General features: G+C 54.0%; 23 protein-coding genes, 1 tRNA gene and 1 pseudogene. 9 read left to right on the top strand and 16 right to left on the bottom strand.

The genetic code is table 11. From position 1 onward, the window contains the following. Window positions 1-133: 133 nt before the first annotated feature. The 5 genes from pcaB to ACOSDR_RS19150 all read right to left on the bottom strand — a co-directional run bounded on the left by pcaB (window position 134) and on the right by ACOSDR_RS19150 (window position 4,618). On the bottom strand, window positions 134-1,477 hold the full coding sequence (gene pcaB / locus ACOSDR_RS19170; protein WP_420732272.1) for a 3-carboxy-cis,cis-muconate cycloisomerase: 1,344 nt from the start codon (window positions 1,475-1,477) through the stop codon (window positions 134-136). A gap of 22 nt (window positions 1,478-1,499) precedes the next feature. After that, window positions 1,500-1,850, bottom strand: coding sequence for a RidA family protein (locus tag ACOSDR_RS19165; RefSeq protein WP_420732271.1), 351 nt, complete (start codon window positions 1,848-1,850; stop codon window positions 1,500-1,502). A gap of 82 nt (window positions 1,851-1,932) precedes the next feature. Next, window positions 1,933-2,796 carry a TauD/TfdA dioxygenase family protein gene (locus ACOSDR_RS19160; protein ID WP_420732270.1) on the bottom strand — a complete coding sequence of 288 codons (864 nt, stop codon included), beginning with the start codon at window positions 2,794-2,796 and terminating at the stop codon, window positions 1,933-1,935. Between the two features lie 21 nt (window positions 2,797-2,817). Then, window positions 2,818-3,309: a YtoQ family protein gene (locus tag ACOSDR_RS19155; RefSeq protein ID WP_420732269.1), complete on the bottom strand. Its 492-nt coding sequence runs from the start codon at window positions 3,307-3,309 to the stop codon at window positions 2,818-2,820. 67 nt (window positions 3,310-3,376) lie between these two features. Then, window positions 3,377-4,618, bottom strand: a complete 1,242-nt coding sequence (locus ACOSDR_RS19150; protein WP_420732268.1) for a mandelate racemase/muconate lactonizing enzyme family protein — start codon at window positions 4,616-4,618, stop codon at window positions 3,377-3,379. A 155-nt stretch (window positions 4,619-4,773) separates the two neighbouring features. Here ACOSDR_RS19150 and lepA point away from each other — a divergent pair, with 155 nt between their 5' ends. Continuing rightward, complete coding sequence (gene lepA / locus ACOSDR_RS19145; RefSeq protein WP_420732267.1) at window positions 4,774-6,579, top strand: translation elongation factor 4; 1,806 nt, start codon at window positions 4,774-4,776, stop codon at window positions 6,577-6,579. Window positions 6,580-6,652: 73 nt separating this feature from the next. On the opposite strand, the gene ACOSDR_RS19140 is transcribed toward lepA, so the two are convergent. Beyond that, window positions 6,653-6,979, bottom strand: coding sequence for a hypothetical protein (locus ACOSDR_RS19140; protein WP_420722507.1), 327 nt, complete (start codon window positions 6,977-6,979; stop codon window positions 6,653-6,655). 208 nt (window positions 6,980-7,187) lie between these two features. On the opposite strand from ACOSDR_RS19140, the gene ACOSDR_RS19135 reads away from it, so the two are divergent. Next, window positions 7,188-7,277: transfer RNA gene (locus ACOSDR_RS19135), tRNA-Ser, on the top strand. Window positions 7,278-7,357: 80 nt separating this feature from the next. Here the strand turns inward: ACOSDR_RS19135 and ACOSDR_RS19130 are convergent. Further along, on the bottom strand, window positions 7,358-8,731 hold the full coding sequence (locus ACOSDR_RS19130; RefSeq protein ID WP_420722435.1) for an MBOAT family O-acyltransferase: 1,374 nt from the start codon (window positions 8,729-8,731) through the stop codon (window positions 7,358-7,360). Continuing rightward, a complete protein-coding gene (locus ACOSDR_RS19125) occupies window positions 8,718-9,785 on the bottom strand; it encodes a hypothetical protein (protein WP_420722434.1) in 1,068 nt (355 codons plus the stop codon). Before ACOSDR_RS19125 ends, ACOSDR_RS19130 begins: the two co-directional genes overlap by 14 nt. Before the next feature lie 427 nt (window positions 9,786-10,212). On the opposite strand from ACOSDR_RS19125, the pseudogene ACOSDR_RS19120 reads away from it, so the two are divergent. Next, window positions 10,213-10,479: pseudogene (locus tag ACOSDR_RS19120) on the top strand (hypothetical protein); the annotation flags it as partial. Window positions 10,480-10,886: 407 nt separating this feature from the next. Here ACOSDR_RS19120 and ACOSDR_RS19115 read toward each other — a convergent pair. From ACOSDR_RS19115 to ACOSDR_RS19105, 3 genes are read right to left on the bottom strand one after another with little or no spacing between them, the layout of a single operon-like run. Further along, a complete protein-coding gene (locus tag ACOSDR_RS19115) occupies window positions 10,887-12,296 on the bottom strand; it encodes an FGGY family carbohydrate kinase (protein WP_420732266.1) in 1,410 nt (469 codons plus the stop codon). Further along, window positions 12,293-13,507 carry an NAD(P)/FAD-dependent oxidoreductase gene (locus tag ACOSDR_RS19110; RefSeq protein ID WP_420732265.1) on the bottom strand — a complete coding sequence of 405 codons (1,215 nt, stop codon included), beginning with the start codon at window positions 13,505-13,507 and terminating at the stop codon, window positions 12,293-12,295. The genes ACOSDR_RS19115 and ACOSDR_RS19110 overlap by 4 nt, the downstream gene beginning before the upstream one ends. Then, window positions 13,497-14,903: an NAD(P)/FAD-dependent oxidoreductase gene (locus ACOSDR_RS19105; protein ID WP_420732264.1), complete on the bottom strand. Its 1,407-nt coding sequence runs from the start codon at window positions 14,901-14,903 to the stop codon at window positions 13,497-13,499. Before ACOSDR_RS19105 ends, ACOSDR_RS19110 begins: the two co-directional genes overlap by 11 nt. 162 nt (window positions 14,904-15,065) lie before the next feature. Here ACOSDR_RS19105 and ACOSDR_RS19100 point away from each other — a divergent pair, with 162 nt between their 5' ends. The 5 genes from ACOSDR_RS19100 to ACOSDR_RS19080 all read left to right on the top strand — a co-directional run bounded on the left by ACOSDR_RS19100 (window position 15,066) and on the right by ACOSDR_RS19080 (window position 19,102). After that, the gene (locus tag ACOSDR_RS19100; RefSeq protein WP_420732263.1) at window positions 15,066-15,827 is read left to right on the top strand and encodes a DeoR/GlpR family DNA-binding transcription regulator; all 762 of its coding nucleotides are present in this window, start codon (window positions 15,066-15,068) and stop codon (window positions 15,825-15,827) included. 47 nt (window positions 15,828-15,874) lie between these two features. Then, window positions 15,875-16,387, top strand: coding sequence for a TRAP transporter small permease subunit (locus tag ACOSDR_RS19095; protein WP_420722429.1), 513 nt, complete (start codon window positions 15,875-15,877; stop codon window positions 16,385-16,387). Next, a complete protein-coding gene (locus tag ACOSDR_RS19090) occupies window positions 16,384-17,715 on the top strand; it encodes a TRAP transporter large permease (protein ID WP_420732262.1) in 1,332 nt (443 codons plus the stop codon). The genes ACOSDR_RS19095 and ACOSDR_RS19090 overlap by 4 nt, the downstream gene beginning before the upstream one ends. 53 nt (window positions 17,716-17,768) lie before the next feature. Beyond that, window positions 17,769-18,842, top strand: coding sequence for a TRAP transporter substrate-binding protein DctP (gene dctP / locus ACOSDR_RS19085; RefSeq protein WP_420732261.1), 1,074 nt, complete (start codon window positions 17,769-17,771; stop codon window positions 18,840-18,842). Between the two features lie 89 nt (window positions 18,843-18,931). Further along, window positions 18,932-19,102 carry an aspartate dehydrogenase domain-containing protein gene (locus ACOSDR_RS19080; protein WP_420732274.1) on the top strand — a complete coding sequence of 57 codons (171 nt, stop codon included), beginning with the start codon at window positions 18,932-18,934 and terminating at the stop codon, window positions 19,100-19,102. An 89-nt stretch (window positions 19,103-19,191) separates the two neighbouring features. Here the strand turns inward: ACOSDR_RS19080 and gloA are convergent, their stop codons facing one another. The 3 genes from gloA to ACOSDR_RS19065 form a co-directional block, all read right to left on the bottom strand. Next, window positions 19,192-19,734 carry a lactoylglutathione lyase gene (gloA, locus tag ACOSDR_RS19075; RefSeq protein WP_420722424.1) on the bottom strand — a complete coding sequence of 181 codons (543 nt, stop codon included), beginning with the start codon at window positions 19,732-19,734 and terminating at the stop codon, window positions 19,192-19,194. A gap of 12 nt (window positions 19,735-19,746) precedes the next feature. Next, window positions 19,747-21,279 (bottom strand): class I adenylate-forming enzyme family protein, encoded by a 1,533-nt coding sequence (locus ACOSDR_RS19070; RefSeq protein ID WP_420732260.1) that lies wholly within the window; start codon window positions 21,277-21,279, stop codon window positions 19,747-19,749. A 99-nt stretch (window positions 21,280-21,378) separates the two neighbouring features. Beyond that, window positions 21,379-21,813 (bottom strand): cupin domain-containing protein, encoded by a 435-nt coding sequence (locus ACOSDR_RS19065; RefSeq protein WP_420732259.1) that lies wholly within the window; start codon window positions 21,811-21,813, stop codon window positions 21,379-21,381. A gap of 149 nt (window positions 21,814-21,962) precedes the next feature. Here ACOSDR_RS19065 and ACOSDR_RS19060 point away from each other — a divergent pair, with 149 nt between their 5' ends. Then, a complete protein-coding gene (locus tag ACOSDR_RS19060) occupies window positions 21,963-22,958 on the top strand; it encodes a helix-turn-helix domain-containing protein (RefSeq protein ID WP_420722421.1) in 996 nt (331 codons plus the stop codon). A gap of 214 nt (window positions 22,959-23,172) precedes the next feature. On the opposite strand, the gene ACOSDR_RS19055 is transcribed toward ACOSDR_RS19060, so the two are convergent. Together ACOSDR_RS19055 and ACOSDR_RS19050 are read right to left on the bottom strand one after the other, a co-directional pair. After that, window positions 23,173-24,171, bottom strand: coding sequence for a YeiH family protein (locus ACOSDR_RS19055; RefSeq protein ID WP_420732258.1), 999 nt, complete (start codon window positions 24,169-24,171; stop codon window positions 23,173-23,175). A 78-nt stretch (window positions 24,172-24,249) separates the two neighbouring features. Continuing rightward, the gene (locus ACOSDR_RS19050) at window positions 24,250-24,981 is read right to left on the bottom strand and encodes an SDR family NAD(P)-dependent oxidoreductase (protein WP_420732257.1); all 732 of its coding nucleotides are present in this window, start codon (window positions 24,979-24,981) and stop codon (window positions 24,250-24,252) included. Window positions 24,982-25,107 lie beyond the last annotated feature (126 nt).

Below are 25,107 nucleotides of genomic sequence, written 5' to 3'. Positions count from 1 at the left end.
CCTCAACATCATCAAAGCCAATGACGACAAAGGCTCCATCAAGGGCAAAATCAAACGCGCCGGATGGGATGATGCCTTCCTCACAAAGCTCTTCGCTCATATGCGATAGCCCTGCCCCTTGAGGGGGAGGTTCTTACCGGTTTTGAAGCAAACGCCGCACCATTTCGGGAGCTGAGCCGAGGTAATTTCCCGGTTCTACCAAAGCGGCGAGGTCCTCACGGCTCTTGATTTTCGCGATTTCAGGCACGGCACACAGCAAGTCCAGAAACGTCCCCTTGCCTGCAAGCGCATCACGACAGCAATCATAGACAAGATCATGGGCAACCTGACGACCCAGATCGGTGGCGAGGCCCATCATCACAGCCTCCGCCACGATCAACCCACCGGTTACATCCAACACCTTACGCATTGTGTCAGGCCGCACTTCCAGCCCTTGCAAAACGTCCCGCGCGGCACGCAATCCGCCTGAGGCAACGATAATCGCGGTAGGTAGAGCCTGCCATTCCACCTGCCATTGGCCGGTCGCGCGCTCATGATCCTGCACCATCGCGTCCAGCATGGCGGAATGCTGTTCGCGCACGATCTTTGCACTGGCCAGCATCATTTCTGACGAGATGGGGTTGCGCTTTTGCGGCATGGTTGAGGACGCACCACGTCCTTGTACAAAGGGTTCCAGGACTTCACCGGTTTCAGATTGCATCATCAACATGATGTCATAGCCAATCTTGCCCAAGGTCGCGCAGGTCAGGGCCAGAAATCCGGTGACTTCCGCAAATCCATCCCGTGCGGTGTGCCAGGTAATATCAGGCACCGCGAGGTTCAATTCCTCAGCCAGGGCCGCCTGAACCTTCAGACCATTGTCACCCAAAGATGCCAGCGTTCCCGTAGCGCCGGAAAAAGCGACAACCTCAACCCGGGGCCGCAATTGCGCCAAACGGTCGCGATGGCGATCAATGGCCGCCAGCCAGGTCGCGGCCTTATACCCAAAGGAAATCGGCAGGGCATGCTGTAAATGGGTGCGCCCGGCCATGGGCGTTGTGGCATGATCTTCCGCCAGCTTTGCCAATGCTGCCCCGACCGCGTCCAGATCTGTTGAAATCAGATCCAGCGCATCGCGCAATTGCAGCACATCTGCGGTATCCATGATGTCCTGAGTGGTTGCGCCCCAATGGGACCATTGACCCAGGCCACCTTCAGCCCATTTCGACAATTGTTCGACCAGCGGCAGGATCGGATAGCCAACGATGCGCGTGCGCGTCGCCAGATGATCCCAATCCACACGCGACACCTGCGCCACACGGGCCAGGGCCTCTGCCGCTTCGGCCGGGATAATGCCCAGCCCGGCTTGCGCGCGGGCCAGGGCAACTTCCACATCCAGATAGCGCTGAACCAGGGCCTCATCAGAATACAAGGCCCGCATTTCTGCGGTCCCGAACATATCCCCGAACAGCCGTGATTGCAGCACTATGGATGACATCAGATTCGTCCCGCTCTTTGACTTAAGCTTGCGCGGCGACGATGATCACTTCAAAGCGATAGTCTGGCGTTGCCAGTTTCGCCTCACCGGTTGCGCGGGCGGGCGTATTGCCTTTAGGGACCCAGGCATCCCAGACTGCGTTCATTTCTGCGAAATCATCCATATCCGCCAGCCAGATCACTGCCTGCAGAATGCGGGACTTGTTGGACCCGGCCTTGGCCAGCAGGTCTTCGACTTTGGCCAGCGCGGTTTGCGTCTGAACAGTCACGCTTTCGCCAGCAGTTCCGGTCTGACCGGCCAAATAGACAACGCCATTGTGAATGACAGCACCGCTCATGCGGGCACCGGGATCCAGGCGGGTAATATCGCTCATAAAAACTTCCTCTCTCGATGGATTCAGGGTTAGGGCCCCTTATTGCACCATCCAGGACAGGTCATGCAACAAGTCCTGCACGTCAGATATGGGCGCGCATATCTTCCAACCCATCACGTGCTTGCAAGGAAACACAGCAACTGACCAGCTTTCGCGCCTGTTCATACGGCCAGGCCCGACCACGATGCAAGGTCGCGCGTTCATCCCAGACCAGCACATCATTGGGTCGCCAGACATGGCTGTAAATCGCTTCGGGCACTGTCATTGCGTCGACCAATTCATCGACGAAAGCCAGCCCCTCTGCCTCATCCATACCCGATACGGCGCAGACATGGGACGCGATATAAAGCGATTCCGTTCCCGTTCTCGGGTTGCGCCAGACCGCCTTCCATTCCTGATCTGTCCATTTGGTAAACAAGGCCTGCTTCGCCAGTTCCGGATCAATCTTTGCGCGGGAATGGGCGTATCGATGCCGGAACACGGTGTTGCGCAGACGCTGTTGCAGATCAGTCGACAATCTGGCGAATCCAGCGCGGGTGGAAACCAGTTCAGTCTCCCCTCCTTGGTTGGGCAATATGCGGGCCTGCAAGACATTCACCAGGGCGGGCACCGGCAGGAAAGTGCTGTCGGTATGCCACAGAAAGTTGGCCCGCAAATTTTTCACATGCGTGTCAGCGTCCGACGCGATCACTGCGCCGGCCGCGTCCAAATTGGCGACGGGGGAAATCTCAGGCTTTGGGCGATCATGGCGATCTTCCAGCGGCCCAAATAACGCACCAAATTCCAACTGTGCCTCATCAGAAAGGTCCTGATCCCGAAACAACAGCAAGGAATGTTCCTCGAACAACCTGCGCAGCTCGTCATATCCCTGCGTGGCTGTGATCTCTTTCAAAGAAACATCATGAACCTCAACCCCAAAGTCCCGGTGTAAAGGTGTTGTGCGCAATTTGGTTACTCCTGCGAGAGGTTATTCCGCCGCTTGAGCCTTCTTCGCTGCGGTCGGCATTGTTCCACGGATAATGTATGCCAGCGCTTGGACAACCTGTTCAGGTTCTCTTGCAACCGCATTGGCCGCGCCGTCGACTTCTTTTAAGGCATGGTCATGTTCCGGCGGGTGCAGGGTGATGATGGGCTTGCCCTTCGCCACCGCATAACCGGCATCAAAGGCTGCGTTCCATTGCTTGTATTTCTCCCCAAATCGCACGACGACGATATCAGCGGCCTCAATCAAAGTCTGGGTGCGCATGGCGTTCAATTGTGCGCCCTTGCGATCATGCCAGACCTTGTCTGCTTCAGGACCAAAGATCGCAACACCGCAATCATCTGAATCCTCATGCACAGTAATGGGTGCAGAGATATCGACCGGCAGCCCCGCCTCTGCAACGCCCTGGCGGATTCTTTCGCGCCAATCACTGTGGATCTCACCGGACAGATAGATATGCCAGCGTCGTTCGGTCATCGTCTCACTCCTTCTCAAACGTCAGATTGCCCCAGTATCGACAATCAGCGTGTGATAACAAGGCTCGTCACTCAATCTCCTGGATTGGTTTCTCATTGGCGGAGCTGAGCGGCGTCTGACACATTTCCAGATGCAGCCGCCCACCGGTCGTATAAGGATGGGCCAGAACCAGCTCTTCATTCAGTTCAATGCCCAATCCCGGTTCTGTCGGTGCGTTCAGATATCCGTCTTCCCAGTCCAGGCGTTTGGTCAGAATATCCCGGTGGAAGGCCGTATCAATTGTCTCCAGCACCAGGAAGTTCGGACTGCTGAAAGCAACATGGGCCGCCGCCGCATGGGCGATAGGCCCGCAATAGATATGCGGTGCAATCTGGGCGTTGAAGACTTCTGCCAGTATGGCGATCTTCTTGGTTTCCCAAATCCCACCGCTGCGCCCGATATCCGGCTGCAGGATCGAAACACCTGCCTTCAGGGCCTGATGGAATTCAATCTTGGTTGTCAGACGCTCCCCCGTCGCAATCGGAATGGACGTCGCCTGCACCACGCGGGCCAGCGCATCCATCTGATCGGGTGGACAGGGTTCTTCAAACCACAGCGGGTCATAGGGTTCCAAGCGCTTGGCCAGTCTGATCGCGGACGAGGTCGTCATCTGACCATGGGTGCCAAACAGGATATCGGCGCGATCCCCAACGGTTTCGCGCAGGCGTTTCACATTCGCCTCGCTGCGGCTCAATTCATGCAGGGACAATTCCCGCCCGCCCTGAAAACTATAGGGGCCTGCCGGGTCCTGCTTGATCGCGGTATAGCCCATGGCGACATAATTCAGCGCCGCCTCTGCTGCCGCGTCGGGTTCATGATAGGGATCGCCCTGCCCCGTCCCCTGCCAGACCCAGCCCGGAGGGGCATAGGCCTTTGGATACAAATAGCTGTAGGTCCGAAGACGTGGATGGAACCTGCCGCCCAACAGATTATAGACTGGCTGGTTCTGTGCCTTGCCCAGAATATCCCAGACCGCCATTTCAATGCCGCTGAACACCGCCATCATGGTGATGTCCGGGCGTTGGGTGAAACCACCCGAATAGACGCGGCGGAACATCGTTTCCACATTGTGCGGGTCTTCACCGGCGATGAAACGTTCAAACGTATCTTCGACCATGCGACAGGCAATGTCGCCGGAAACCGGGATGCCATAGCATTCCCCAATCCCCTCAATGCCATTATCGGTGGTCAGTTTCACGATCACCCAGAAGGATCCACCAATGCCGGTCGGCGGAACGGTGACAAAGGTTTTTATGTCTTTCAGTTTCATATTTTAAGTGCCCCAAAATCCCTGAGAGTGAACTGAGGGGAGCGTATCAGAAACCGCCCCACCGACAAGGATTGCAAGCGACGCTTTTGAGCCCTATTTTGCGCTTCTTTCGGGGTCGGACCGATCCTCAGCTAAACTAGGCGAACCAAACCATTATGACTGACCAGAGCCGTATTCGTAACTTCTCCATCATCGCGCATATCGATCATGGCAAATCCACCCTGGCGGATCGCCTGATCCAGCTTTGCGGCGGCCTGACCGATCGGGAGATGAAGGAGCAAGTGCTTGATTCCATGGATATCGAGCGCGAACGCGGCATCACGATCAAGGCCCAGGCCGTGCGCCTGCTGTATACGGCCAAGGATGGTATCGAATATACGCTGAACCTGATGGACACGCCCGGCCATGTGGACTTTTCCTATGAGGTCAGCCGCTCGCTGGCCGCCTGTGAGGGGTCACTGCTGATTGTCGATGCCAGCCAGGGGGTTGAGGCCCAGACACTGGCGAATGTCTATCTGGCGCTGGACAATGATCACGAAATCCTGCCCGTGCTGAATAAAATCGACCTGCCCGCCGCCGAACCAGACCGCATCAAACAACAGATCGAAGATGTCATCGGCCTGGATTGCAGCGAGGCGCTGGAAATTTCCGCCAAAAGCGGCCTGGGGGTCAATAATCTGCTGGAAGCGATTGTGAAGCGCCTGCCTGCCCCGCCGCCATCCGATGCGAAGGCACCGCTGCGCGCCTTGCTGGTCGATAGCTGGTATGATGCCTATTTGGGCGTGGTGACCCTGATCCGCGTCGTCGATGGCACGATCAAGAAGGGTCAGAAAATCCGCATGCTGTCCACCGGGGCGGCGCATGAAGTGGACCGGGTCGGGATTTTCACGCCCAAAGGTCTGGTCGTTGACAGTCTGGGCCCGGGCGAGATGGGCTTTATCACGTCGGGCATTAAGGCGGTCGCCGATTGTAAGATCGGGGATACGATCACCGAAGACAAGCGACCCACCGACAAGCCCCTGCCCGGCTTCCAGCCCACGGTACCTGTGGTCTTCTGTGGCCTGTTCCCGGTCGATGCCTCAGACTTTGAAGCCCTGCGCGACGCGATGGGCAAGTTGGCGCTGAACGATTCCAGCTTCCATGCAGAAATGGAAACCTCAGCCGCGCTGGGATTTGGCTTCCGCTGTGGCTTCCTGGGTCTGTTGCATCTGGAAATCGTGCAGGAGCGTTTATCCCGCGAATATGATCTGGACCTGATCTCCACCGCGCCGTCTGTGGTTTACAAGATCACGCTGAACAGCGGCAAAGAGATCGAATTGCACAATCCGGCCGACTATCCGGACCCGACCCATATCGCCTCCATCTCTGAACCCTGGATCAAGGCGACCATTATGGTGCCAGATGACTATCTGGGCCCTGTGCTGACTCTCTGCACCGAAAAACGCGGCGAACAGAGGGACCTGACCTATGTCGGCAACCGGGCGATGGCAGTGTATGAATTGCCGCTGAACGAAGTGGTTTTCGATTTTTACGACCGGCTGAAATCCGTCACCAAAGGCTATGCCTCGTTTGACTATGAGATGACGGAGTATCGCGAGGGCGATCTGGTGAAGGTCTCAATCCTGATCAATGCAGACCCGGTCGATGCCCTGGCGATGATCGTGCACCGCAGCCAGGCCGATTATCGTGGTCGGCATATCTGTGCCCGCCTGAAGGATCTGATCCCCCGGCAATTGTTCAAGGTCGCCCTGCAGGCCGCGATCGGTGGCAAGGTGATTGCCCGCGAAACCCTCAGCGCCATGCGCAAGGATGTCACGGCGAAATGCTATGGCGGTGACGTATCGCGGAAACGCAAACTGCTGGACAAGCAAAAGGAAGGCAAGAAACGGATGCGTCAATTCGGCAAGGTCGAAATCCCGCAATCCGCCTTCCTGGAAGCATTGAAGATGGGCGACAACTGACGCGCTGATCCAGGACCGCGAAGGCTGAGTCCGTTCAGGTGAGGCGATCGGGTCGTCACCTGGGATAAGTTTGTCAGTGGAATCCGCTGCGGCGACGTCTACGACGGCCAATCAGCAACAGCAGACCGCCCAGGATCAGAAACAGGATCACTGGCCACAACAGTGCTTCCCAGGCATCGCGTTTCAGGTAAGGCAATGCCTTATCCTGCCAGAAATCCGGTGCCCCCAGATGGCGCGACACAATGACTTCCGCATAGCCAAGGCTGGGGGAATGGGTCTCAAACCAGACGCGACCGGCGGGCAGCGTCGCGCGCCCATCCAGCCAGACAAAAACCCCCAGCGCCAAAAAAATAAAGGCAAGCGCCATAAATATACGCCCAAAAAAATGCAGGACGGCCATGCCAATCCCCTTTTGCTAACGCATGGATACAAAGACACGCCTAATCGCGAGGTGACCTTAACACGATTTTCCTAAGAAACCATAGGCTTGGCAGCAGAATACACAATGGCTTTTTTTGTGATTCCAGAGCTTGCCCAGCCGCGCGCACTCGGTTATGGTCCGCCGCCTTGCGAAAGGAATACGACACCCGGCCCAGCCGGATGCCTGCGGAGAGATGGCCGAGCGGTTTAAGGCGCACGACTGGAAATCGTGTTGGGGTGAGAGCCCCTCGGGGGTTCGAATCCCCCTCTCTCCGCCATTATCTTTTTTTCAATACCTTACTGCTTCTCACCCTCAAAGCATGCATAGATTTCATGCTGAACGATTTCATCGTATTGTCTAAAACCTAAAATAGATAAATGCTTCCGAACGGTCCACGAACATGAGGGACATGAAAAAGGCAGCTCCCAAGACTCCGCCCCATGCGAACGACATTAGTGGCTTAGAAAAATCGATCGTTGCGAGTTTTTCGGCCTTAATGCGGAAACAAACCAATGCGGCTACAGCGATTATGAGCAGCATTTCATACGTAATATCAACCCCTTCTGCATAGCCGCCCCGCACCATAGACGCAAATGCGGTGGAAAGGTCCTGAACTTCAAAAACAAACAACAACCAAGAAACGCTGACCAGGGAGAATGTCATCATCCATTGGAGGAATCTGGGCAATGCATCCCAAGCCTTCACATTCTGATTATAGAGTATCACAAACAAACCATGAAACAGGCCCCACACAATGAAGGAGAAGCCGGCACCATGCCACAATCCGCACACACCAAAAACAATCAGAATATTGCGTTTGTAGTTTTTGTTTCCCCTCAATGGAAGATAAAGATAATCGCGAATCCAATAAGATAACGTGATATGCCACCGTCGCCAGAAGTCTTTTGGATTTAGCGCCGAATAGGGTGCACGAAAATTTATAGGCAAAGAGAAGCCAAACAGCTTCCCAAGACCAATGGCAATTAGTGAATACCCATAAAAATCAAAATATATCTGAAAAGAGTATGCTGGAATTAGGTAGGCAAACCCTATTAAGCCAATTTCTTCTGGCTTTTCCAACATAGGCTTTAAACCATGATGCAAGCTGTCGGCAATCAAAACCTTGTAACTTAGGCCGATGGCAATAAACCCGAATGCATCGGCGATGTTCTGTCGTTTTGGTCGAAACGATGGCAGATTTTCAATGGCACTTGATACCTGTGCCAATCGAACAATGGGTCCTGCGATCAATTGGGGAAAGAAACTAATATACAGTAACATAGCCTTTAGTGTCGGAGGTTCTTTCACACTTCCCCGATATCGGTCTATGGCATAACCAATCAGTTGGAACGTAAAAAATGAAATGCCGGCAGGCAACACGACGTCGCGAAAAAGCGAGAACGCTCCCTCACCACCGCTACTTTCCAGTGACAGAACATCATAAAGAATGAAATTGGTATATTTTAAGTACACTAACGCAGCGACGGGAAATGCGATCGCCAGAACAAGGCGACAGCGTGATCCTATTGCCAATAATCCATGCGTGAAAAGATATACCCATAGGGTAGACATCAGCAGCAGAAGAGCATGCTCCCAGCCTGACATCCCATAAAAAATGAACGACGCAATAATCAAAACATGAATACGGAACTGATCTGGGACCAGCCACCAGGTCGTAATTGTCACCGCTGGTAAGAAAAGAATTAAGAAGTTGAGGTCATTGAACAGCAAAAGGGGTCACTCGCTTTGCTGACTCGATTAGTGACCCAATGTAGCGTCCCAACTGACCTGCAGGCGCATGACAGCAATCATGCCAATAGGGCCCCCCTTTCGGCGCAACGAGACTTGGGGCCTTCCTGCAGTCCAGTTCCACCTCGACACAGGTGGATAAAATGCGATTTTGCGTTTCCTTTGCATAGGGCCCACTGATGGCTTTCAAACGGCTGGCGATTTTCGGTTCAATGGGAGATTCATAAACGATAACGGTCAACCCGTAAGCCTTTTTTAAACGACCAAGCGACTTTACAGACTCCTCTAGATACCGGTTAGACATCTCCGATAATGGTGTCTTTTCGGTGAATTCATTCTTATGATACTCGAGCAAAGGCTTGATCGGTGTAGAGCCATCTGAAGCATATGGCTTGGCCCCATATTCAGAATAATCTGGCCAAATTTGCAAAAGCATAAACTTAAAATACCGTTGCGCAGCATCAAAGTTCCAAATTTGCTTTACCTGCCCCCACGCGACTTTAATCATGTTCTTGAGACTCTTTAAAAACTCAAGAGCTGATTCTTGTGACGGCACGTTGCCATTTGATAATCCCAAGGTATCTGTGATGATGCTTAATCGGTGCAGGGGACCGGGCCAATATGGGTAATTAAAAAACTGCATTTCCGGATGATCAAGGCTGATAATTGACACATCTGGCGCTTTACCTTCCTTTGCCAGTTCTTCCAAAAGGGTGACAGACTGCAAGAATGAAGTACCACCTATCCCGAAATTGAAGAATTCATCTTCCTGTAACCCCACATCATTGTGCCCAATCATCACAATTCGGCTGTTCCCAAACACACCAACCGAGTAACGAGGGTTACTGAGTGCGTGTTCATACTTGATCCTTAAGAGGCCGTCGATTGGGAGATTTCCATAGGAGGACACGACAGAACCGTTTGCGCCTTCTTGAAAAGGGTCGTACCGGATCGGAAAAAAGTAAAGGGTTAGCAACGCTGCATGAAAACTTAGAAGCACAACAAAAAACCCTAAATTTCTTAGACCAAAAAACATGTAGTGATTTTCCAGAGTGAACGGTGAAATCAAACCGCAATAGTGTAGCTGAAGATTCATAGAATGTATTAAATTCGTGAGGGGGTCCATCTGTTCTGACGCACCCCCCAGTTTCCTGCTTCCGAACTAACCCTCAAATCATCGAGTTGATAACGATAGTCAGTTGCGGACTAGAAAAGTGACAGTGATGATACTGGGCAAACTCAGCCCCCCTCCCCTGCATTTGAAACACAAATCCTGTCTATTCGTCTCTTACGAGAACACCTTGCTCTATCAGGGCCTCAATCTCCGCGTTTAACTGTCTGACGTCAGCGCCTAAGGGACAAATTAGTGGAATTGCATAGGCGAGGATTTCTGGTTCATCGTAATGACCCGAAGGGGAATGAAGATGAGACAGAAATCGCAGACACGACAGACAGGTGGCGACAAAGCGGAAGTCATTCACCGACGTGAGCCATGGAAGACATTGGAAGCCGTCGAGCTTGGGACCCTGGAATGGGTGGATTGGTTCAGTAACCGCAGATTGATGGAGCCTATAGGAAACGGTCCACCCGCAGAGGCAGAGCAACGCTATTACGCCATGCAGAACGATCAGACACTGGCGGCGAAATTCTTTACAAGCAGCCTCCGGCAATCCCGGGGCGGTTCATATCATGAAGGTACAAAAGTATTGGCGAAGTGGTACAAACCTTAAATTCAAATCTAAATAGACCTTTAAAATGATTATGTTTTTCTATTTTTAGTTCGAATCCCCCTCTCTCCGCCAGTTTCATGATTGATCGTTTATGATCAATACGTTGCAGAATGCGGACCTACGCGATTTCCGTGCTGGTACAAGATACTGGTACAAGATACTGGTACAGGAACCGTACTAATGGGGTCGCTCAGCACGCGTTACCTGGTCCGGCGACGTGACAAGTTTTACTTCAGAATGTGGCTCCCCGTGCAATTTGCGCGATTGCTCCGCATTCCCGAAGTAAAGGACGGCCTGCAGGGCGCATTTTGGGGCACTTGGGTAAAAAGCAGGTTCCAGGCACCCCATGCCACAATCCACAATCACATTACCCATCAACGCCACCGTCCTTCTTTCAAAGCGCCGTTCTATCCCCATTGTTGGGTGATCTTGCAGGCGGTTGCAAAGCGGTCTGGGTGCACAGCGGCATTTTTCCGGGGTGCAGTTGTATGCAGATCGAAGGCGGGCACGATGTCTTCTCCCATGCACCGGGCTGCCAATCGGGCGACGCCGATGGCGGTCAATTCCGTTTCGGTGCCAACCAACACCTCTTTCCCGGTCACATCCGCCAGCAACTGGCAGAACCATGGGTTGGCAGACATGCCGCCATCAACCCGCAGGCTGGAATTCAGCGATATCTGAGAGTTCATGGCTGCGAGCACTTGTGCAACGCGATAGGCGATCCCCTCCAGAACAGCCTGCATCATATTGGCCTGCGTCGTGTCCAAGGTTAAGCCAAGCCAACTGCCCTTAGCATTGCGATCCCAGTAGGGGCAGGCCAAGCCTGCCAGTGCGGGCACAAAGGCCAGTCCTCGGTCCAGCATGCTGGACTCCTCAAATCGCATCAATTCATCAAAGTCGGTGAACAACCCGATCCCTTGCGCCCAATTCACCGCAGCCGCGGCCGCGTATACGCCGCCTTCCAAAGCATAGATCGGTGATTGACCATCCTCCTGCCAGGCAACTGTTGGCAGTGCCCCGCCGCTGTTTGATTTGATTGTGTCACCAGACAAGGCGAGCACGAAGGCCCCGGTCCCCAGGGTCACCTTCGCATCCCCAACATTCGCGACACAATTGCCATAGAGCGCTGCTTGCTGATCAACAATGCTGGCCGTCAGCGGCAAGCCATCGACATCGCCAAAACCTCCATTGCAGGCCGTTATGCGCGGCAATGCCTCTATCGGCACCCCAAAAAGCGCACAGAGATCGGGGTCCCAAACACCGTCTGCAATGTTAAGGAGAGCGGTGCGCGATGCTGTTGCAAGGTCAGTCGCAAAATCCCCGGTCAAACGGTCCCGAAAAAAGGCATCGGTGGTGCCGAGCCGCAATCGACCCTGTGCGGCGCATTCAGTGGCGGCTGGAATATTTTCCAATATCCAGCCCAGTTTAGAGGCGGAGAAATAGGGATCGAGTGGCAACCGCGCACGCTGTAAAACCATGGCTTCAAAACCATTGGCGCGCAGTTGTTCTATTTTCTCCTGGGTCCGTGCGTCTTGCCATACGATAACGGGGGATAGCGCCTTTCCCGTCTTTGCGTCCCATGCAAGGCAGCTTTCCCCTTGGTTGGCGATGCCAAACGCACGAACGCCCCGTTCGCGCCCAAGTTCGATACACGCCCGAATATGGCCCAGCAACTCTTCTGGATCATGTTCGACCCATTGAGAATGTGGATATATTTGACGGTGTGATCTACTGAAAATGACCTCCGTGTGTCCCTCTTCATCCACGATCAGGCCGCGCGTGCTGGTTGTTCCCTGATCAATTGCAAGAAATGTCATGTCGCCTCATCAAAACTTAAGGTCATTGGAGTATCACCCTGTAGCAATGGCACAGTGATACGACGTTCTGGGCGCGATTTTAAGCGATAAGACTTCGCCCCGAATCTGGCAGTGCCACGCGCGGACCTGCTGAAACGTAGCTGCACCGCCTCGAACGCGGGCGGCACCGTGCTGGTGACACAGAATTGCGGCATGACATAGGCAATCGGGTCGCCGGAATTGGATATGCGATGCGCGCTGCTGCGATCGGGAAGTCGGTCCTCCAGAGCCGCGAGGATTGCCGTGGCAACGCTGCGTCCCTCTTGCCAGCACCATCCAGCGGTTTCTATGGCGCGCAAAACATTCCCCGCCGCAAAGTAGGATGGATCTGAGCAGCGTCCATACTGGTCCACTTCCGGGCCATTGGTTGCGGCATCTACACGGATATGGGACTGGCGCAACAATGCATTTTCCGGTCGAAACTTGCCCGTAAATATGACGCTATCCGCCTCGATATCCCGCGAAACACCATCCCTGCGCAGGGTGACCGCTTCAACGCGGGCCTTGCCATGGATCTGCGTCAATTCGGTATTGAAATGGACTGGCGTGCCCAAAACCCTTGGCATCCAATGCGCGGGCCACAGGGCGGTCGGGCGATTGCCAGCTTCTATCATCGCCACCGGCCTTGCCCCGGCATGGCGACAGGTCAGAAAGGCGGAGAATGACACAAGCTCACTCCCCACGATCAGCGGGCGGCGGACAGGCTGCAACCCATCCAGATAGACCAGGCCTTGCAGGCTGCCTGTATTGAGCACCCCACCCGGCTTTGTCCCGCCGACAAATCGGGCAACGCGGGAGCTTTCGCGCGCCCCGGTGGCCAGCAATACAGCGCGGGCTTGAATGTCACAGAGACCCTCAGGACCAGACACCGAAACACGTCCCCCCGGATGAAGGGCCATCACGGTTACGTTACAGTGAAGGGCGGCACCCGCCTGATATGCGCGTTCGGTCAGTCGCCTGGCATAACGGGCCCCGCCCATCAAACGGTGAAATTCGCGCATGCCATAGGGCGAGTGACCGCAATGTCGTGGAATCCCCCCCATTTCAGGCTCACGCTCAATCACATGAACATCCCCCGCGCCAGCCGCACGAAGGGCATGGGCGGCGGACAGACCGGCGGGCCCGCCCCCCACGATCAGGACATCACATGTTTTAGGAAGCTCAGTCGTCATGGCGGGCCCCTGCAATGGGGTGTGTAAGCTTACCCTTCGTGCACTCCGCCAACGCAGCGGTGCAATAGAAGCCCTGACACCGTCCCATCGTAACCCGCGTTCGGCGTTTCAATCCAGCAAGTGAATTTGGTGCCAGTGGCCCGGACATCGCCACCTCTATCTCGCGTCGGGTGACCCGCTCACAATGGCATATAATGCCGCCATTGCCAGGCCGTTGCCAATCCCGCTCAAGATCCTCCGACATGTTTTCGATTGGCTGGTGCACAGGATCGACCAGCGGCGTGCATTGCAGACCCGCCTCTTGCCCAAGATCAAAGACGTATTTCGCAATCCCCAGGGCCGCGCTTAGTCCAGTCGAGCGGATCGCGCCAACGGTGATCATATTGTGGCCGGCATGTGCCCGAATTTGATATTCTTTTTGACCGCTGGCGGGACGCAACCCGGCATAAAATGCGGTGATATCCTCTGTCGCGAGAGCGGGCAGAATTTCAATGCCTTTCTGGTGCAGATAGTCCAGCGTTTCAGGCACCAGTTCTGCCGTTTCCCGATCACTTTGTTCTTCAGCGGTCGGGCCAACCAACAGATTGCCCCAAATGGTGCGACAAACCACAATCCCTTTTGTCGTTTCAGTGGGAACAGGCAGCAGAATATGGCGGCTGAGCCGCGCCGCGGTTTTATCGAAAACAATAAATTGGCCTTTACGGGGACGGATTTCAAAATCTGTTCGTCCCAACAATGCTTTGTCTATGTGATCCCCAAAAAGACCGGCCGCATTGATTACAAACTTGGTATGGATCGTGCCATGACTGGTTTCAAGGTGCCACTGCTGACCATCGAATTCGCCAGCCCGGACGGCACAATTGCGCTTTAGCATGGCACCATTCAACAGCGCCTGTTCCAGATAAGCATGGGGCGCAGACCAGGGATCAATCAGCGCCTCACGGGGCACCCGAAAGCTTGCCCGAACCTGAGTGGCCAGATTGGGTTCCAGCCCGACTGTTTCAGACCGTGACAACAGTTTGATATCATCAACAGCATTGTCCCGGGCTTGTTGCATGAGGGTCGGGAGACGCGCCTCCTGCTCTTCCGTCCAGGCCAGAACCAAGGCACCGCATCGATCAAGCGGCAGGTTCAACGCACCGCGAATTCTCTCATATTCCTGATATCCAGCCTGAATGCAGCGTGCTTCCCTTGACTCTGGTGGCGCATCGAACCCGGTATGCAAAATGGCGCTATTCGATTTTGAGGCCCCGTCCAGAATATCATGGCCTTTTTCAAGCACGATTGTTCGCGCGCCTTCCAAGGTAAAACGTCGCGCGATGGCACAGCCGACAACCCCCGCTCCAATCACGGCAACATCGAACACTTCGCCTGTATTGTTCGCCGAGGGCGACATCTGGAGTCTTTCTGCAGGAAGAATTTTGACTATGTCCTGGACGATTTATGATCAAACACACCAAACAGTCAATAACTGGTCAAAAAGAATGACCGATTGGGCATTTTAGTGTTGACGAGCAAAGTGTGAAACCCGCTAATTAACACAAGAGAGGGGTGCTGGGTGTCAAAGAAAACATCAGATCGCAGAACAAGTATTATCGAGCTCATCGCCAGCGACGGCAGGATGAGCGTCGATTATCTCGCACAGGCATTCGGTGTTTCTCCTGAAACCATTCGACGCGACCTGGGCAATCTGGATGCGCGAGGGCTGGTGCGAAAAGTCCATGGCGGGGCGTTACCGCCCCTTTTGCATTCCGAAGGCACGTTCTCAGAGCGCATGGTCGAGGACCCGAAAGCCAAGCAAATAATTGCAAAGAAACTCCGGGACATCATTCAACCTGGCGACACTGTATTTATGGATACAGGGTCAACCACTTTGATCGCCGCCGAAGCATTAGTCATGACGCATGGATTGACAGTGATAACTAACTCACTCAGCATAGCGATGGTCTTCGGGCGTGCGGATGTGGATACTCACATATACCTTCTGGGGGGAAAGTATGCGCCTGGGAATGATCAAACAATTGGGCCAACAGCGCTCGAACAAATTACCCAATTTCAAGTCGACCATGCAATTATAACTGTTGCGGGTCTTGATGCAGACATTGGAGCAACTGACGCCAATGTGGATGAGGCACATATTGCCCGCGCCATGATGAAGCGCGCGAATAACACGGTGGTGTTGGCCACGTCCTCAAAAATTGGACGGCGTGCCGCCTTCAGGGTTTGTGAATTGGGAGGTATTGGAACCGTGTTGAGTGAGGGGCCGCCAGGCCCGGCAATGATGGAAGCATTCTTACGCGCGGGAGTTTCGGTACCTTAACAGCAGGTCCCGAGAATATAAGGGGGTTACAGAATGGGGACTATCGAATGCAAAATGTAATGCGCAGCTATGTGCGTTTGGTTGATCGCGCGGCACAGTATGTCGGTATTGTTGCGATGTATCTGATCTTTTTGATGGTCGGGGTGTTACTGCTGGACGCCATCACCCGCAATATCATCGATATTCCACTGCATTGGTGTGTTGAGTTCGCGCAATTTACCTTGGCCGCGTACTATTTTATGGGCGGCGCAATGACCATCAAGGACGGCGATCATGTGCGCATGGACTTGTTCTATGAACGCCTATCGCACCGGGGCAAAACGCTGATGGATTTGGTCACGATTTCCTGCCTGCTGTTTTATCTTTCGGTGCTGCTCTACGGATCCATCTCCAGTTTAGACTATGCCATTGATACGAACGAAACGCGGTTTTCGATGTGGAACCCATCCATGATCCCGATTAAATCGCTGATGGTTGCCTGTATCGTGCTGATGATCCTGCAAACCATTTCCCAGATATTTAAACATATAAATGACTTACGTGGAGAAGCCGTTCAATGACCCACGAGTTGATTGCCCTTCTCATGTTCGCATCCATGCTGGTCCTGCTCCTGACCGGACAGCGTGTTTTTGCGGCCATTGGTTTTGTCGCGTCGGCAATGGTGCTGATGCTTTATGGAACGGGCGGTATCGAAATCCCGTTCTCTGCGGCTTTCAAACTGTTCAACTGGTTCCCGATGCTCACGCTGCCCTTGTTTGTCTATATGGGCTATGTCCTTTCGGAATCCGGCATCGCCGAAGATCTTTATAAAATGCTGCATGTCTGGTTCGGTCGCGTTGGCGGCGGTCTGGCGATTGGGACTATTTTCCTGATGGTGATCATATCGGCGATGAATGGATTGTCGGTCGCTGGCATGGCGATTGGGGCAACAATTGCCCTGCCCGAAATGTTGCGCCGGGGATATGACAAGGTATTGATCACGGGTGTGGTTCAGGGCGGATCGTCGCTTGGTATCCTGGTGCCGCCATCCGTCGTCATGGTGCTCTATGGCATGATTGCCCGCCAACCTGTCTCTCAGCTTTGGCTGGCCGGGATGATCCCGGGGTTGTTGATGGCAACGATGTTCGTGATCTATGTCGTTGTCCGCGTGAAGCTCAAACCTGAACTTGCGCCGATTGTGTCAGACGAAGAACTCAATATGCCGATGCGCGAAAAGCTGAAGCTGTTGCGTGCGGGCATTATCCCATTCCTGATTTTCTTTGCGATGACAGGGCTCTTCATCATGGGTGTGACCAGCCTTGTTGAAAGCTCCGCCGTGGGTGCGTCTGCGGCGACGTTAGCGGCGGCCGTCAAGGGACGCCTCAGCTTCAAGATGGTCCACGAAACGGCGCGCAAGACACTGGGCGTTTCCTGCATGTTTCTTTGGTTGATCCTGGCGGCCTTGGCATTTGGGGCGGTATTCGATGGGATCGGCGCGGTGCGTGCGGTCGAAGACATTTTCCTCAACCGTTGGGAACTGACGCCCTGGCAGGTCATTATCATGATGCAGGTCAGCTTTATCGTGATGGGCATGTTCCTGGATGATACCGCGATGCTGGTTATCGTGGCACCGCTATACATTCCATTGGTCAAAGTCCTTGATCTCGGCTTTGAGAACCAATTGATCTGGTTTGGCGTGCTCTACACGATGACATGCCAGATCGCCTATATAACGCCCCCCTTCGGATATAACCTGTTCCTGATGCGGGCGATGGCACCGAAGGAGATTTCACTGCCCGATATCTACAGATCCATCTGGCCCTTTGTGGCTATGATGACATTCACAATCGCACTTGTGCTTTTGTTCCCGCAAATCGCGCTCTGGCTGCCCGAATTTGTCAGAGGTTAACCCCAGAATGGCCAGTGCAAGGCCATCATTTACCAACAGAGAAGGTGTAAAACATGTCTGAAGATACCAAAAAAAGTCCATCCGAGCAGATTCTCTCAACCCGCCGTAAGTTCTTGGCCGGATCGGTTGTTGGGGCGGCATCCGCTTTGGCAGCGCCAGCAGTCCATGCCCAGACGGGCCCAATTAAATGGCGTTTGCAGACCTATTCAGGTGCCCCTCTTGGTGCGCATGTGATCAAGCCACAGATCGATGCTTTCAATGCCGCCGCAAATGGCGAAATGGAGATCGAGCTGTATTATGCCGACCAACTGGTACCAACGTCGGAGCTTTTCCGTGCGCTTCAGAATGGCACACTGGATGCGGTTCAGTCGGATGAAGCTACCATGGCCTCACCAGTGGATATCTCCGTCTTTGGCGGGTATTTCCCCTTCGCCACGCGCTACTCGCTCGATGTGCCCGCGATGTTCAATTATTACGGGTTGAATGAGATCTGGAAAGAAGCCTATGACGAAGTTGACAATGTCACTTGGTTGTCTGCCGGTGCCTGGGATCCGCTGCACATCTTCACAAAAGAGCCGATCCGCTCCCTTGCCGACATGAAAGGCAAGCGCGTCTTTGGCGTACCAACCGCTGGTAAATTCCTTTCCCAATACGGGTTGATCCCTGTCACGGTTCCTTGGGATGACGTCGAAGTCGCCCTTCAAACCGGTGAGCTTGACGGCGTTGCATGGTGTGGCTTTACCGAAGCCTATGAGGTCGGTTGGGCTGACATCTGTAACTATGCACTGACCAACTCAGTGACCGGCGCGTGGTTCGGGTCTTACTTCGCAAACTCGGCCAGTTGGGAAAAAGTACCAGCCCACCTGCAGGAACTGTTCAAAATCACCATCGACCAATCGCATTATTATCGCGCGACCTGGTATTGGGGTGGCGAAGCACGGTTGCGTGTTGAAGGTGAGAAAATGGAACTCACATCCATTCCACCACAGGAATGGGCCACGGTTGTCGCGGATGCGGAAAAGTTCTGGGATGAAATCGCAACCCAGGGCGACCGTCCAAAACGCGTTGTCGATGCGTTTAAGAAATATGCGTCCGTTATGCAGAAAGCAGGCTACCCATACCGCTAGTCTCTAGCATCGGGTAAATTGAAAGAACGGGGCAGGCCACGTGAAATTGGCCTGCCCCTTCTCGTTGCGACTGACTCGTTGCGACTGAGATTTGGTTTTCGGATGCGCCGGAAGCCGCGCTGATCGCGGGTCCAACTGCCCAGGGCGACCGCCACACCGTCAAAGCAAGTGGAGCCTTTGGGACGATAGAAATCCAGTTGGAGGCTAAAAACCTCCCGGATAGTCCAAAATCCTCTGCTCTGGGCGGCGATGGGCATTGAACGGCCTGCCCCGCGCTCTCCATCCGCGGTGATCTGACACCTGTTCCCATGCCCCCTATATGCATCGGAGCAGCAAAAGGCTAAAGCTTTCAGCGCGTGCGCCCAAGCTCCCCAAGCAAATCCGGTTGGAGAATCTCAATCCAATAGCCATCGGGGTCCTTGATAAAGGCGATGTCTTTCATTTTTCCCTCATCCGGGCGTTTGACGAAAGCGATGTTGTTCTCGTCGAACCAACTGACGGCGGCGGCCAGGTCCGGGACGGAGACGCACAGATGCCCGAATCCCTGGGGCTGACGATTGCCATCATGGTAACTGAAATCAGGGTCCGTCTCAGTACCCCAGTTATGGGTCAACTCAAGCACGCCTGACTGACCAAACAGCCAACAGGTGCGTTCGGCGCTATCTTGTGGAACAGAGTCCTCCGAGGTGCAGAACCGCAGGAAATAGAGAGAAAAACGCAGATCAGGAAAATCGATTTTTCTGAGCAAACGCATCCCGATGATACGGCAATAAAAGTCCAGCGATCGCTCTGGTTCCTTCACACGCAACATGGTGTGATTGAATGAAAAGCCGCGTGTCTGGTCGGGCGGTGTAACAGACTCCTCACGGATACTCTCAGTCTTCATGGTCATTTTGGCCTCAATTCAATCGGAGTCGAGCTGACGCAGGGCACGGCGCATGATCTTGCCGGTACTCGTCTTTGGCAGATCGGGCACCAGTTGGAATGCACGTGGCACCTTATAAGCGGCCAGATTCTCGCGACAATATCGGCGCAGGTCCTCAAGGTCCAGCTGGGCATCCTCTCTTTGGACAATATAGGCTTTTGCCAATTCGCCCTTGTCGTCATCTGCAACACTGCCCACCGCAACCATCGCGACGCCAGGGTAAGCAGCGATCACCCGCTCTAGCTCAGCAGGATAAATATTAAATCCGGCGGTGATGATAAGATCCTTGAGCCGATCAACGATGAACGCAAATCCTTCTGCATCGATATATGCGAGATCACCCGTCCTGAGCCAGCCGGACTCCAGCAGAACCTCTGCCGTGGCGGCGCTGTTGCCAATGTATTCACGCATTGTGATGGGCCCCCGAACCTGCAACTCCCCTACCTGACCGGTCTCAATCGGTGCGGTCGGATCATCAACGGCGGCGATTCGGATCTCCACATGAGGCATAGCAATGCCAATCGATCCCAACTTATGCGGGCCATAAAAAGTATGTGTGGTACCCAGACCTCCGATTTCTGTCATACCCCAGAGTTCAAGTATCGGGCAGCCGAAAACCCGCTCGACGTCCTCTAGCTTGGAAACAGGCATCGTCTGGCCACCGACAGTGCAACGGGTCAATGAAGACAGATCGAACTGGTCGAGACGCCCAAAGTTAAGCAGATACATGTACATGGTTGGCACCCCCTCAAGCAGGGTGGCGCGATGCGTTTCGATGCTTTGTGCGATTCTCTCGGCATCGAACGCAGCATGCAGAACCAAGGTGCCGCCATGCGAGAACGTGCTTTGCATGACAACATTTCCATAGACATGTGAGCATGGCAGCGCCGAAACGATTACATCCTCATGAGTCCGCGCATGCATGACAGATGTCATCTCGACATTCATCAGGATCGCGCCATGAGTCAGCAAAGCGCCTTTCGGATGACCTGTGGTCCCGGATGTGTAGCTCACACTGCATGTATCGATTGCCTGCAGTCCTGACACCGGATATTCGGGTTCAACATCAGCGGGCCAGGTCTGCAGATCGGTAAACTGAATGGTAGCCTTTGGAACTGGCTCCCCCCAGGCGATTCTTGTGGCAGTCATCCCTTCATCGGCCAGACTGCTCAAAGCCGCCAGGTTCTCAGCCGCCCCCAAAATGGCTTTTGCACCGCAATCTTTCATTGCGTAAGCGACTTCCGTGGGTGTCAGCATCAGATTCAGCGGATTGACCACACCCCCCATTTTGAGGATAGCGTAATAGCTGATGATCCACTCAGCGGAATTGGGCGCACACAGAGAGATTACGTCGCCCTTCTGAAATCCCATCTGCTCAAGATGAGCAGCCAGAATGGACGACTGTTCGTCAAGCGCAGCGTAACTATACGTTGCATCCCCAACAATGAGTGCAGTCTTCGCACCATAGCGACGAGCGGCCGCCCGAATGAGTCCTCCAACAGTGGTTTCCAATGCTCCCCCTATGGTCAATGACCTTATCGATTATTGAATGCTTCTCTCAAGCTGTGGCGGCCCAGAATGCCGCCACAGCCTGTATTGCTTGGGTGGGGACTAGGCCGACCAAGCAGCCCGGGCTTGCTCCCACCCGACAACGGCCATCACCGAGCCATCCGGGTTGGTGAATACAACGGGACCATCAAACGTCATGTAGAATTCACTATCGATCGGGAAATTGGTGTGCTCGTGAACGGCACCGTTAGACTCGTATCCATGGCTTGGAGCAAGAACCGTTGCTCCACCCTTCTCCACTCCACCACGAATGTCCATACGCCCTTTGGTCAAAAGATACTGACCGCTCGCAAAATGCGTGTGAGGGGCAATGCTGGATCCTTTGGGGCAGTCGAAGATGGCCGACCAGTCCCCGGTACCCGGGCTGGTGTGGAGAAGCTTCCAACGGATACCGCCAAAAGCGAAAGGCTCGGGAAATGGCTTCCAATCAACCTGGTCAAGTTGCGTTGCAACTTCGGGCAGTCGCGCGTTACTCATGTAAATCCTCCCATTTGTGATTATTGCAAGCTGCCGCCTTGGAGGCGATCTAATCGACTATAGCTAAGTTGCCTGATAGCTTTTTGCCCTTTTGTGCACTACGATTGGTCAAAATGTGCACATTGTGCAGAATAAGGGAGGAGGCAAGAATGCAAGGAACGATTCTATCGAGCGAACAGCATTGGTCCGCGTCCAATATACCCTTTGCGGACCGAACAGATGCATTGCAGCAGGCAATGGGCGCGGTGTATCGCCCCATCGAAATCACGAAGCGATTGTCCGTTGGTTTCTCATCCAAAATTCGGTCGCGCGAGATCAATGGCCTGTCCCTCATAGAATGCCGCTGCGACCCCTGCTCGGGTCGAAGGGACAGGACGAAGGTCCATCATGAATGCCCCAGCTTTGGCATCCAGATCATCCAATCCGGAGTCGAGAAAATTCAGTTCGGGACGGAGCAGGTCATTGCGCGTGCGGGAGATGTAATCGCCTGGCGCAGTGACGTTCCATATGAGTTTGAAGTGTTGGAAACGATGCAAAAGACAACTCTGGTCGTGCCCTGGAGCGACGTTGCGTCACGCATTCCAAGAGCGGCCAGGTTCCGAGGCGCACGGACCACCACGAACAATGGTGTCGGCCTGTTGGTGGAAGGGCTTATGCAACAGATGGTCCGGCGCATCGATGACCTTCGTCAGGGAGAGCGCTCCAGTGGCGTCAAGGGCGTGTTCCTCGCCGCCTCCGCCGCGCTACTTGAAGGATCGGTAAAAGGCGAGAAAGAGTCCCTTGCTGAAATACACCTGGAGCAGATCCAACAATACATTCTCAGGAACCTTCATGACATTTCCTTGTCAGCCGAAACAGTAGCGCGGTCCCAGCGAATTTCCGTCCGATACCTTCACAAGCTGTTTGAACGCGCTGAATCTAGCGTCAGCGCTTATATACACAGGCTGCGCTTATCCCGCTGCAAAGAGGATTTGTTGGATCCGCAAAAATGCCACCTCAACGTGATGGAGATTGCAAGTGTCTGGGGCTATACCGATGCTTCTGTTTTCAGCAAAGCGTTTAAGCGCGAGTTTGGGATGAGCGCCACGCAATGGCGCGAAGGCTCTATAGCCGAAGGGGCCCCGATCAAGCGGCCCCATAATTAGCCCGCCCGCAAACCGGGAACGGCAGCTACAGAGGTTTCCTGCAGGCTGAGCGCCAATCTGGAAAGACATTCTTTAACGGGCGCAAGACATGTGCGCACCTTTCGCCATCGGAGATGAAACGGCTGCTTCAAAAAGTGAGATTGCCGCTGACAATGACCTGCGCGCTTCAAATAGCCGAGTTATAGCAGCGAAAGGACCTTCGCGGCGACCCAGTCTACAGAGCAAGCCCGCCCAAAATGACAGCGGCTAGGAAGATCGTATCTGCTAGGATTAGAATCATAGCAGATCGGCCAATCCCCATAACCTCACCTAATGACGTTTTCATTCCAACGGCAGAGATGGCAATGATCAGGGACCAGCGGGAGATTTCGCCTAATCCGTCAGTGATCGCCAAAGGGATCAGATCAAAAGAGTTAAGCGCGGCCAGAACAAGGAAACCCAGCACAAAACCCGGAAGTAGCGGGGGGCGTGAACCCATCGAGCCGGTGTGACGACCCTGACTTCGAACCGCGAGAGCAATCACCACAACCACGGGCGCCAAAAGTGAGACCCGGATCAATTTTACTAGGGTGGCAATATCACCTGTATTTTCGGACACCGAGAATCCGGCACCAACCACCTGAGCGACATCGTGTATCGTTGCCCCCAGGAAGAATCCAATCTCTGCTTCCGTGTCAAATAGCTGCCCGGCCAGGATCGGATACAGAATCATGGCTACCGTGCTGAGAACCGTAACTCCAACAACCGTAAACAATAGGTTTTTTTCAGAATCCTTATGACGTGGCAATACAGAGGCTATGGCCATCGCCGCCGACGCGCCGCAAATTGCGACGGTCCCCCCAGTCAACAATGCAAAAGTTTTTCGCACCCGCAGAAAGCGCCCTAGTAGCATGGCAAAGGCAATACACAGCAGCAGTGCCACACCAAGCAAGGCAATGTGCCAAGGCCCAACAACCGCCAAAAGGGATGCACTGATCCGCACCCCCATCAAGGCAACGCCAATGCGCAACACCGCCCGTCCGCAGAATTGGATGCCCGTCATACAGCGGCCTTCCACAGATAGAAAATGCAGGGCCATCCCCAGCAGCAGCGCCATCAGCATTACAGGCGCGCCGTAATGTTCTGATATGAACTGCGCCGCAGTCGCAACGACGACACAAACCAGAAAACCTGGGAAGTGATTGAATATAGACGCTGGCTTTAGGCGCTCCATTATGGACCGTATCCAGTCCATGATTGAGATTGGCATACTGATGAATCCGGTTTTAGATCATTGAGTGTGTAAAAGCGCCTATTTAGGATCTTCCAGGCGACCGCCACCATCAATCGCAAGGTTGGCGCCGGTAATATATTTGGCCTTACTGGACAACAGAAAGACGACAGCATTACTGACATCATCCGGTTCGCCAGCTCCGCCAAGCGGTGTTTTCGTGCTGGGTCCCTTGGCCTTTCGAATCGCTTCCAGTCGGGGCGATTCAATTGGCCCAGGAGAAACCACATTTATCCGGATCTGATCCGGCCCGAAACGCTTCGCCAGCCCCTTGACCACCAGATTTATTCCGGCATTCGCGACTGAACCGGGTAAATGTCGCAGCGACGGGTTGATCCCACCACCACCACTCAGCGCAACAATGCTGCCCCCACCCCGCGCCTGCATAGATGGGACGACCGCACGAATTAGGCGGATCGTGCCCATCATCTTCGTTTCCAGCACTGCCTCCCATTCTGCATCCCCAAGATCCATGAAGTCTCCAAAGATCGGTAATGTGGTTGTCACCACCAACCCATCGATGCCGCCGTGGTCCTTAACAATACGCTGTGCCACCATTTCCGTTGTTTCGAACCTTGTGACATCGACATTCATCGGATGGATTCCAAGGACCGGCGCCCCCTTCCCCTCTATTTGCCGGGAAGAGGCAATGACAGTTGCCCCTTTCGAGGTCAATTGATTTACAATATCTTCACCAAGGGCGCCCGTCGCACCAACCACCCAAATTACTTTACCCGAAAATTCTTCGCTCACGCGTTCGTTCCTCTTTTCATGAAACCCGCCTAGGATGGCACTCGATATCCTGTCGGTTGACTTAAGTTAGCGCATCGTTCAATTTCATCTAATAAACATTAATGCGCCAGGCGCACATTGTCTAGA

It is taken from the genome of Hwanghaeella sp. 1Z406, from assembly GCF_048892425.1.
GTDB lineage: Bacteria > Pseudomonadota > Alphaproteobacteria > UBA8366 > Aestuariispiraceae > Pacificispira.
Note: the sequence above shows the minus strand (reverse complement) of the source record. Positions and strands in the feature narration are given on the sequence as shown.